At 29.0% G+C, this 11725-nt stretch carries 8 protein-coding genes; 7 read left to right on the plus strand and 1 reads right to left on the minus strand.

Annotated features, from left to right (window positions below; genetic code table 11):
• The first annotated feature begins 13 nt into the window (after positions 1-13).
• Together BS101_RS09175 and BS101_RS09180 are read left to right on the plus strand one after the other, a co-directional pair.
• On the plus strand, positions 14-2836 hold the full coding sequence (locus BS101_RS09175; RefSeq protein ID WP_278335283.1) for an amino acid adenylation domain-containing protein: 2823 nt from the start codon (positions 14-16) through the stop codon (positions 2834-2836).
• A gap of 62 nt (positions 2837-2898) precedes the next feature.
• Entirely contained in the window at positions 2899-4200 is a 1302-nt protein-coding gene (locus BS101_RS09180; RefSeq protein WP_073538554.1) for a U32 family peptidase, read from the plus strand.
• Between the two features lie 204 nt (positions 4201-4404).
• Here the strand turns inward: BS101_RS09180 and BS101_RS09185 are convergent, their stop codons facing one another.
• Entirely contained in the window at positions 4405-5382 is a 978-nt protein-coding gene (locus BS101_RS09185; RefSeq protein ID WP_073538555.1) for an AraC family transcriptional regulator, read from the minus strand.
• A gap of 378 nt (positions 5383-5760) precedes the next feature.
• Here BS101_RS09185 and BS101_RS09190 point away from each other — a divergent pair, with 378 nt between their 5' ends.
• The 5 genes from BS101_RS09190 to BS101_RS09210 all read left to right on the plus strand — a co-directional run bounded on the left by BS101_RS09190 (position 5761) and on the right by BS101_RS09210 (position 11507).
• The gene (locus BS101_RS09190; RefSeq protein ID WP_073538556.1) at positions 5761-7125 is read left to right on the plus strand and encodes an MATE family efflux transporter; all 1365 of its coding nucleotides are present in this window, start codon (positions 5761-5763) and stop codon (positions 7123-7125) included.
• 325 nt (positions 7126-7450) lie between these two features.
• On the plus strand, positions 7451-8248 hold the full coding sequence (locus BS101_RS09195) for an ABC transporter ATP-binding protein (protein WP_073538557.1): 798 nt from the start codon (positions 7451-7453) through the stop codon (positions 8246-8248).
• On the plus strand, positions 8245-9870 hold the full coding sequence (locus BS101_RS09200) for a hypothetical protein (RefSeq protein WP_073538558.1): 1626 nt from the start codon (positions 8245-8247) through the stop codon (positions 9868-9870). Before BS101_RS09195 ends, BS101_RS09200 begins: the two co-directional genes overlap by 4 nt.
• A gap of 226 nt (positions 9871-10096) precedes the next feature.
• Positions 10097-10798, plus strand: a complete 702-nt coding sequence (locus BS101_RS09205) for a 4'-phosphopantetheinyl transferase family protein (RefSeq protein WP_073538559.1) — start codon at positions 10097-10099, stop codon at positions 10796-10798.
• A gap of 1 nt (position 10799) precedes the next feature.
• Positions 10800-11507, plus strand: a complete 708-nt coding sequence (locus BS101_RS09210) for a thioesterase II family protein (RefSeq protein ID WP_073538560.1) — start codon at positions 10800-10802, stop codon at positions 11505-11507.
• Positions 11508-11725: the final 218 nt, after the last annotated feature.

Here is an 11725-nt window from a genome sequence, read left to right on the forward strand (position 1 = left end):
ACAATACCTAGGCATATATGGGGAAAGAAATATGAAAACCATAGTAAATATAATGGGAGTGTTAAAGGCAGGAGCAGCGTATGTACCTGTAGATCCAAAATATCCTGAAGATAGGAAAAGATATATACTGGAAAACAGTAACTGCAGGACTATACTAAAGTCAAGTTTCTATGAAGATAAAAATTTAAGTATATACCCGGAAACAGTACCCAAAATAAAGTATAATCCACAGGATACTGCCTATATCATATACACTTCGGGAAGTACCGGGAGACCTAAAGGAGTAGTAATATCTCAAAGTGCTGTAGTAAATACCATAATAGACATAAACAAAAAGTTTGATGTAGGTGAAAAGGACAGAATAATAGGACTGTCATCCCTATGCTTTGATTTATCTGTATATGATATATTTGGAGCCCTGTCTTCTGGAGCTTCCCTTGTACAGATTAATGATGTAAGGGATGTAAAAAATGTCATGGATGTAGTGAAAGAAAAAGGTATCACCATATGGAACTCTGTACCTGCAATAATGGATATATTGCTGGAAAATATGAATTTAAATAGTATAGAAGATTATAAATATAATAATGTGTTAAGACTGGTAATGCTGAGTGGGGACTGGATAGGACTTAATCTTCCTGAGAAAATAAAAGAAAATTTTCCAGAAGCCAGGGTAATAAGCCTGGGAGGAGCTACGGAAGCTTCCATATGGTCTATATACTACCCTATAAAAGATATAAAAGACAGCTGGAGGAGTATACCTTATGGGATGCCTCTTGCAAATCAGAAATTTTATGTACTGAATTATGAAATGGAATTCTGTCCTTCAGGAGTACCGGGAGAGCTTTATATTGGAGGAAGGGGACTTGCCAGAGGATATATGGCAGATAAAGAAAAGACGGAGAATGCATTTATAGAACATCCTAAACTGGGCAGTCTGTACAGAACGGGAGATTATGGAGTACTAAATAGTGAAGGGTATATAGAATTTTTGGGGAGAAAAGATCATCAGGTAAAAATAAGAGGACACAGAATAGAACTGGGAGAAATAGAAAATGCACTGATAAAACATGAAAATATAAAAAATGCAGTGGTTGTAGACAGTAAGGATAATAAAGGAAGAAAGTTTTTGTGTGCCTATATAGTAAGTGAAGTTAGATTAAAAAGAAGTGAGCTAAAAGAATATATAGAGGGGAAACTTCCAGAATATATGGTACCTAAATATTTCGTAGATATAAAGGAGATACCATTGACAGCCAATGGCAAGGTGGATAGAAAGAATCTGCCGCAGCCAGAGGTAGAATTGGAGGATAACTATGTGGCTCCTAGAAATGAAGTAGAAAAAAAATTGGTGGATGTATGGAGTGAGATATTGAATTGTAACAATATAGGAATAGAGGATAATTTTTTAGCATTGGGGGGAGATTCTTTAACAGCAATAAAAATGTATGCAAGACTTAATGGCGAATTTGAAATTACTATAAATGATATATTTCAAAATCAGACAATTTCAAAGTTATCACAAAGAATCAAAAGTAAGAATAATAACTTAAAGTTCAGTATTGAAAAGTACAAGAAACAATATCTTCAAAGGAAAGGCATGTTTTGTGACCTAGAACAAAAATTAGAAAAAGAGTATAAGGATTACAGAAGAAAAAATAGAGAATATTATTGTGAAATTGATCTTTCCAAAGTTAAGGTATATGAGAGTATTTTAATTACAGGCTCTACAGGATATGTGGGAAGCCATTTGCTTTATGAGTTTTTAAAAAATACTAATTCTATAATATACACTATTATAAGAGGAAGTAGTAGGGATAAAGTTAAAGAAAAGCTTAAGAACAAAATAATATTTTATTTTGGATATGAATTTTATGAAAAATATAATAGTAGGATAATACCATTTAATGGAGATTTGACAGAAGAATATCTTGGATTAAATAAGGATACTTATGATGAACTTGGAAGAAAAATTCACTGCATAATAAACTGTGCAGCTAACGTGGCTCATTTTGGTGTATATGATGAACTGTATAAAACAAATGTTAAAATTGTAGAAAAAATTATTGAATTTGCCCAAAATTCAATCAAAAAAGATATATTTCATGTATCTACTACTTCTGTTGGAACAGGAAAATTGAATGGTTATTCTAATGTTCTTTATACAGAATATGACTTAGATATTGGACATGAGATTGATAATTTTTATTCCAAGACTAAATTTGAAGCAGAAAAACTTATGGTACAGGCCAGAAAAGAGGGCATTAATACCACTATATTAAGGCTTGGCAATGTGGTATTTAACTCCCAATCTGGAATGTTCCAAGAAAATATAGAAAAAAGTGCATTTTACAACTTGATAAATACTCTCGTTAAACTTGAGGCAATACCTGAATTTCCATTTGGATTTTTGGAATTTTCATATGTAGACTATGTATGCAAGGCTATGTTCTTGCTTATCACAAGAAAAGAATTACAAAATGAGATATATCATATAAAAAATTCTAAAAAAATTACTTTTAATGAATTTTCTAATTATTTACAAAAGATAGGTATTGAAATAAATAGGTACGAATATGAGAAGTTTCTTGACTATTTATACTATAATTATAAAAATGAAAATTTAAAGGATCATATTGACAGCCTATTGGTACACACATACTTAATGCCTTGGAGTGTGGAGACATTTTTTGTGGATGCTTCTGAAAAAACGGAAATGTTATTGGGAAAAATGGGCTTTAAGTGGAAAAAACCAGATGCTAAATTGATAAAGAGAATGATAGATTATGGTATTAAGGTAGGCTTTTTCGATATAAAGTTAGCAGTTAATAATTAATTCAATGCCATGACAAGGGGCTTACAATACCTTGTACACAATATATTTTAAGGAGATATAAGATGAATCAAATAAAACAAGATAAGAAGAAGTTTAAAATGACCTATTGTATAGGAACAAATTTTGATCCAGAATTGATTGAAATAATTTCAAAGTATAATAAACAAAATATCTTTAATTCTGTTTTCGGTAAATTAAAAAGTGACTTCATTGGCGGAGGTAGAGCATCTACATTTCTTCCTGATATATCTATGAAAGAATTAAAAAGTTATATTAAATTATGTCATGATAATGATTTAGCATTTAATTATCTAATAAATCCTATGTGTATGGAAAATCAAGAAGTTGAATCGAGCAGTCATATGAAAATATTAAGGTATCTTTATGAACTTATTAACATAGGAATAGATTCTATTACTATAAATTCTCCTTATTTATGTGAAATAATAAAAAAACAGTTCCCGGATTTAAAGGTAGTTATAGGATTATATGCTTATATTTACGATATACATCATGTACGATATTGGACAAACCTTGGCGCTGATGAGATAACTTTAGGACATAAAATTAACAGGGATTTTGAAGCATTAGAAAAAATGCTAATTTATACAAGAGATAAGAATGTTTCAATGAGACTTATTGCTAATAATGTATGTCTGCATTCATGTCCTTATGCTGTAATGCATGGGACAGGGCAATCTCATGCAAGTCAAAAATGTAATGCATCAAAAGCAGAATATATAGACTATTGTATATTGAAATGCTTAAATGAGAAAGTGAGAAATCCCGTTAATTTAATTAGTTCAGATTGGATTAGGCCTGAAGATATAGGATATTATGAGGAACTTTGCAAAAAGACAAATAATTATAAATTATCTATAAAACTTGTAGAAAGAACTAAGACTACAGAATTTCTTACAAGAGTTATTAAAGCTTATGCTACCCGCTCTTATGATGGAAATCTACTTGATATACTTTTATGGCCTAAAATGAGTGAAATGTTAAAAGTCCAAAAAACACCAGAGCAGATGAAATTACTTGCAAGTCAATACAATGTAGATGAGCTTACCAAATATTTTGATATATTTAATCTTCCTGAAGTATATATTGATAATAAAAAATTAAATGGATTTTTAGATAAATTCGTAAAAAATTTTGAATGTGATAAAAAACTTTGTGCTGGAATGAATAATCAAGAGTTATCAGAGGGTAGTAAAGGTGTATCTGAAATTATATGTTCCTACTGTAATGAATGGGTAAATAAAGCTATTTCTTATGACAATGATGAAGTAAAAAAATGGCTGAATAAATATGATGATGTTGAAATGGGATTAAAAGAAAGTAGAATATTTTCTAAAATTTAATTCCTAAATTAAATATATATAAATAGGAGTAATTTACCTTTTTATTTTCCTACCATATAATGAATGGTGATATATTTAGGGTGATACCATATAAAATGGTGAAGCCCTTTTTTAAAGTTAATTATTGCTTATTTACCAATCTTCATTCAAAGGGGATAAGTATTGATTATGCCCCAATAAGTAAATTCTATCTGAACACATAAATTACTTGATTCGGTGAATATTCCTGTAATTTTTTGGTCCTATGCCATAAGTTTTTTTAAAAATTCCAGCAAAATGTCCAGCATTATTATACCCTACTTTTGCTGCGATGTTTTTGATACTGTAATCTGAATCTTTTAATAACAAAAGGGCATAATTCATACGCATTTCTCTTAAATAATCATAGGCTGTAGCCCCATAAATTTGTTTGAAGGCCATTTGAAATCTTGTTGTGCTCATGTTTGCAATTTTACCTAATTCCACTATAGAAGGATAAGAAGATAGATTTTTTTTCATAAAATTAACAACTTTTTTTAAATATCTTAAATCTTTATTATCTAACTTTACACTTAAGGATTCCTGATATTGTCTTTGTTCTAGATTGTGGGTAATTAAGGATAGTATTTCTAGAATTTTGCTTTCAAAATATAGTTGCTGGGAAGTGCCTTTTGCCTGGCAATCTCTAATCTGTTGAAAAATAAAATTTAATTCAGGAATATTAGGATTTTGTGATAAAAAGTGAAAAGCGTCTTTATGATTTTTATAATCTTTTAAATATTCATGATTCAAAAAGTTATGATAATAATCTTCAGTTATTAATATTTTAGTAAAACGAGCTGGCTTTCCCACATCACAATAAGCATAGACCAATTTACTAGTATTTATATAGTAACAAATACCCCTTTCTACAAGGTTCAGTTTTTTACCTTTTATTTTAAAAGAACTGGAATCTGTTTCAAATTGACTTATCTCTAAATAATTTTGACTAATTTCAGATATACGTACAAAATTTTCTTTTGGAGTAAAATCTGCAATCAATATAAAGAATAAATTATTCCAATTGATTTTTCGAAGAAATCCTTCTCCATATTGAGGAAACATCTTATATGTACTGTCATAAGGGTAAGAAAGTTCAGGTATATATACAAAGTTTAGTTGTTTTAGGGCTATCTCATAATATTCTTCAAGGGATTTAATCAAAATAAATTCCTCCTATTTATACAAATTCATTTAATGTTTTTAGTGTAACATAAAATAATATCACGATAAAGTCAAATAATATCATAATATAACTGTAATCATGTTTAAAATATGGTTGTAATACTGTTCACATAAGGGATTACAGAGATTCTTAATTTTAAATTTGAACATGGGTATACATATTGCTTTGATATTTATTATACCATAAAATATGAATAGATAATAATTTTCATATGATAATTCTAAAATTTTTCTAAGATTATACTAAAGGAGGGAAATCATGAGGATTGCTATTGCGACAGTTACATCTAAAGATGTTTTAAATGATACAGCAACAAGAAAAAACCCATAATTAGTTAGTGAAAGGAAATGGTAAATATGAGTGGAGATAGTAGAATAAAATTAATGAGTGAAGGTAATATTTCTAAGAGTTTATTTAAATTTGGGATACCTATGATTGCAGCTATGCTTGTAAATGCACTTTATAATGTAATAGATGCTTATTTTGTAAGTGGACTTGGGACAAGTGCCATGGCTGCAGTATTTGTGGCATTTCCTATATCACTTATTTTTTCAGGAGTAGGATTGACTTTTGGAAGTGGTGGAGGATCTTATATATCTAGACTTTTAGGAGCAGGAAATAAAAATGAAGCCAGCAAAGTTGCATCTACAGCGTTATTAAGTTGTATATTTATAAGCATAATTATAGCTATATTATTTTTGATTTTTTTAAGTGATATTTTAGTTTTTATGGGAGCCACTGAAACTATATTACCTTACGCAAAATCTTATGCAATTATATTCATAATAGCATCAATAGTAAGTGCTTTTAATGTTTCTATGGGTAATCTAGCAGTATCCCAGGGTGCTTCAGTCATTTCTCTGGTTTCAATATTTACAGGTGCTATTTTAAATGTAATTCTATGTCCTGTATTTATATATGCACTTAATCTGGGAGTAAAAGGTTCAGCTATTGCAACGCTGGTGGCTCAAAGTGTTACTGCTTTAATATATATATGGTATATTTTTAGTGATAAAAGTTATGTAAAAATATCAATTTCTAATTTTTCTTTAAAGAAAGAAATTTATTCTCAAATATTTAAAATAGGAGTTTCTATGCTTATTTTACAATTATTAACAACTATATCCATGGGATTGATAAATATGGCAGCTAGTGATTATGGAGATTCTGCAGTAGCAGCTATGGGAATTGTAACTAGAGTAGTTTCATTAGGTACTTATGTTGTGTTTGGATATATGAAAGGATTTCAACCAATGGCAGGATATAATTATGGGGCGAAAAATTACACAAGATTAAGAGAAGCAATAAAAGTTTCTCTTAAATGGACTACAGGCTTTTGTGCTATATGGACAATTGTAATGTTTGTTTTTTCAAGAGTCATTGTTTCTATGTTCAGTAGTAATCTTGAAGTTATTGATATAGCCAATAGGGCGTTAAGAGCTAATAATATTATGTTTATTACATTTGGTTTTCAATTTGTATATTCAACATTATTTTTAGCAATTGGAAAAGCCAAGGCAGGGGGTATATTGAATATGGCAAGACAAGGCATATTTTTTATTCCTGTAATATTAATTTTGCCACAAATCATAGGGTTAAACGGAGTGATTTATACTCAAACCATTGCAGATTTATTTGCAACCATATTGACAGGTGTACTTGCATTAAGTATAAGAAAACAGATAAATACTTTAATAAACATGGACAAATTACGGATATAGAAAGAACAGATGTAACAATAATGTGATTATTAGGTTCAGGTGGAGTTTGTCTGTGAGAAATGCGTATCTCTACTTTAAAGAAAATGGTTTAGCTAATTACTGTGTTGGAATAAAGATTATTAAACCTGTTTGAAGAACGAAAAATAATAACATGAAAGGATAGAAAGTTTAACTTTCTGTCTTTTTATGTTCAAATGATTATCACATATGTATTGTGATGTTATTAGATTTTTAAAAATTTGTTACAATATAATTAAATCAAACTTATTTATACAGCATAATATGATAAAATCTATCTAAAAGAAAGCAGACTGGAGTGATATTATTGGAAAACAAAGAATTACCTTTAATAAGTATAAAAGATTTGAAAATTAGCTTTGGGGAAAAACAGGTGTTGAAAGGGGTGAATTTGAAGGTATATAAAGGTGAAATTATAGGATATATAGGACCTAATGGTGCAGGGAAAAGTACTACGGTGAAAATAATGCTTGGACTCATAGGGGAATATGAAGGAGAGGTAAGAATCTTAGGACAAGACATAAGTGACGGTAATATAGAATATAAAAGGAAAATAGGTTATGTACCTGAGACAGCAGAAATATATGATAGTCTTACAGCCAGAGAATACCTAACTTTTATAGGAGAACTCTACGGATTAAATTATAATGAAGTAGATAAAAAAGCAGAAAGACTTATGAAGCTATTTGGTATATATGAAGTTTACAATTCAAGAATAACTTCTTATTCTAAAGGTATGAAACAAAAAGTACTTATAATATCAAGTTTACTTCACAATCCAGACATACTATTTTATGATGAACCTTTAAGCGGATTAGATGCCAACAGCGTTATTGTAGTAAAAGAAATACTTGCAAAACTGGCACTTCAGGGCAAAACCATATTTTATTCATCTCATATAATGGATGTAGTAGAGAAGATAAGCAACAGGATAGTACTTCTTAATAATGGTGAAATTATAGCTGATGGGACTTTTGAGGATTTAAAAAATAAATCGGAGGAAAAATCACTGGAAAGAATATTTAATAATTTAGTAGGGTTCAATGAGCACAGGTCCATAGCTGAAGAATTTGTATCTATAATTGAAAAGAGGCAGCAGTTATGAAAGATTTCAGAGTATTAAAGTTTTTGGATAAGTTTCAGGGTGTATTTAAAAAATATGGTATAGATTACATTGTAATGAGAAGGATACTACAGATGAAGCTTCTCATGGATGGAAGACGAGTGCCTACAATATTAAAAAATTCTTCTAAAAAGAAAAGTGAAAATGAAAATAATTTGAAAAAGTCGTTATTATTTTATGTAATTATAGGGATAATTATGGTTCCATTTGTTCTTATGGATAAAAATTTTATGTTTCAAATGAGTTTTGTATTTGGAATTCTCATGTTTATGCTTATGACTTCCTTAATTTCTGATTTTTCTTCCGTACTTTTAGACATAAGGGATAAAAATATTATATCTTCAAAACCAGTACATAATGAAACTTTAAGTACTGCAAAAATAATTCATGTATGCATATATATGTTTTTAATAACCATTTCAATTTCTGGGACAGCTTTGGCAGCAGCCTTAATAAAACAAGGATTTTTATTTTTTTTAATATTTCTTATTGAAATAATTCTATCCGATCTATTTATAGTAATAATAACAGCTCTATTGTATCTGGTCATATTAAAGTTTTTTGACGGTGAGAAATTAAAGGATATAATAAATTATGTTCAAATAATACTATCTATAACCATAACTTTAGGATATCAATTTATAGGGAGATTATTCAATATTGTAGACTTAAAGCCAATCTTAACTCCCAAATGGTGGCAGTATTTTTTACCACCAGTATGGTTTAGTGCTCCTTTTGAACTCATATTGAAGCATAATTACAGTCATTTTATTGTGATATTTGCTGCATTAGCATTAATTGTACCCATAGTTTCCATAATTATATATGTAAAGTTTATACCAACTTTTGAAAAAAATCTGCAGAAGTTAAACAATAACGGTGTTCAGAGTAAAAAGGTTAAAGGTAAGCTGTCTATAGCCTTATCCAGTATAATATGTTCAAATAGAGAGGAAAAAATATTTTTCAAATTTGCCTCCTATATGATGAAAAACGAAAGGGAATTTAAGCTTAAGGTTTATCCATCACTGGGATTTTCATTGATTTTTCCATTTATATTTATATTCAATAACATAGGGTATAAAAGCTTATCTAACATAGCTTCCAGCAAGATGTATTTGAATTTATATTTTTGTACATTAATACTTCCCTCTGTAATCATGATGATGAAATATTCCGTAAACTATAGAGGTGCCTGGATTTATAAAACTATGCCAATTGAAAACACTGCTTCTATATTTAAAGGAACTTTGAAAGCTTTCATTGTAAAGCTTATGCTTCCGGTATATGTTCTGGAATCTATACTGTTTGTATTTATATTTGGTATCAGAATAATTCCGGATATATTTGTATTGCTTTTTAATATTTTGTTGTTTACAGTTATATGTTTTAAATTAATGAAAAAATCCCTGCCTTTCTCAGAAAAATTACAGACTTCAGCACAGGGAGAAGGACTAATTTTAATTGTTCTTATGATATTACTAGGAGCATTGGCAGGAATACATTATTTCTGTACTTTTATAAGTTATGGTATATATGTATATTTAATTATATTGATTATATTGGTCACAGTCTTATGGAAAAAAGCTTTTAATGTATCTTTGTAGATTATTTAATACAACAATTAACTAAAACTAAATTTTATGTGGGATATTGAAATGTGAATTTAGTGTAATTTTGTGTAAAAATTAGTCATATTAGTTAATTGTACGTTAATTCCGTGTTAATATTTGTCATTTTACACGTTGAATTATTGACTTGTATATTTCTAAAAATATATAATGTATGTATTGTATTGGAATTATGAGGGTTTTGTATCTGGAGGAGTTCCATATGGTTAATATCTACGCTGTTACTATAAGTGATAATGTGAATTTTCATAAATTGAATGAGTTAATGCCGTTTATTTCTGAAGAGAAACTTCACAGAGTAAAAAAATTTTATAAATTGGAAGATTTGAAAAGGGGAGTGATGTCTGAAATATTAATAAGATTTATTTTATGTAAAAACTTTCATGTAAGAAATGAAGATTTAAGTATTACAAAAAATTATTATGGAAAACCATTGTTAAGTTACCCCAAAGATATTCATTTTAATGTTTCTCATTCAGGACACTGGATAGTGTGTGCAGTACATAATCTACCAGTAGGCATTGATATTGAACAAATTAAACCTATTGATTTTAGTATTGCTCAGCGTTTTTTCTCTGAAAGTGAGTATGGCAGTATTCTAACATCAGATGAAGGTTCTAGATTGCCTTTATTTTATGAATTTTGGACTTTAAAAGAAAGTTATATTAAAGCTGTTGGAAAAGGCCTGTATATGGCACTTAATTCATTTAATATAAAACTTTGTAATGATGGCATACGGGTTGAAAGAGAAGGTAGTTTTGAGGATTGTTATTTCAAACAATATGATATAGATAAAAATTACAAACTTTCAGTATGTGCCAGAGCCAATAATTTTTCAGATAACATTATACTATGGAGTGACTTAGAATTGTATAAAATGTTCAAGGCCCTTGTGAGGTGGTAAAATGGATAAAATTAGATTAATCTGCTTGCCTTATGCTGGTGGATCATCGATGATTTACAGTAAATGGACAAAATATCTTAACAGATCTATTGAAATATACAGAGTTGAACTGGCTGGAAGGGGAAGAAGGAGAAACATACCCTTATATACAACCCTTGAAGACTCAGTTAATGATGTTTTTTTATCAATAAAAGATTTTTTAAATGACTCTTCATATGTAATATTTGGACATAGTATGGGGAGTATAATTGCCTATGAACTAAGCTGCAAAATTAAACAATCCGGTCTAAATAATCCTCTTAATATAATATTTTCAGGTTCTAATGCTCCACATGTTAAAAGTAAGAGAGAACTTTGTTATAGGCTACCTGAAGATAAGTTTAAAAATATTATCCTAGAATATGGTGCTACTCCTGCTGAAGTTTTTGAAGATAGAGTATTAGCTAGCTATTTTGTTCCAATACTCAGGGCTGATTTTAGGATTCTTGAAACATATCAATATAATGATAGAGAAAACCCATTTGATTATCCCATAACTATTTTTTATGGTATGCATGATAAATTGGTGGATGTCCAAAAAATAGATGAATGGTCAGGTTATACAAGAAAACAATGTAAGAAATACGCCTTCCAAGGAGGACATTTCTTCATAAATGATAATATGAAAAATGTGGTTGAAACTATAAATCATGTTATAACAAGTCTGTAAAATACTTATTCATAAAAAATGCATAGCCAAACTCTAAGATATAGGTTGTATTCATGAAAATTAACTTATATATAAAGAGCTGACTATGACAAATAACCAATAATATATTACACTAAAACCAGAAAAAATGCTATGTAAAATTTTATCCACGTGGCTTAAAAAACTAGAAAATTTAATGTGAAATGAAAGTATATTTTATCAGGATAACTGTCCATAAG

The organism is Clostridium kluyveri, from assembly GCF_001902295.1.
In the GTDB taxonomy this organism is placed as follows: domain Bacteria; phylum Bacillota; class Clostridia; order Clostridiales; family Clostridiaceae; genus Clostridium_B; species Clostridium_B kluyveri_B.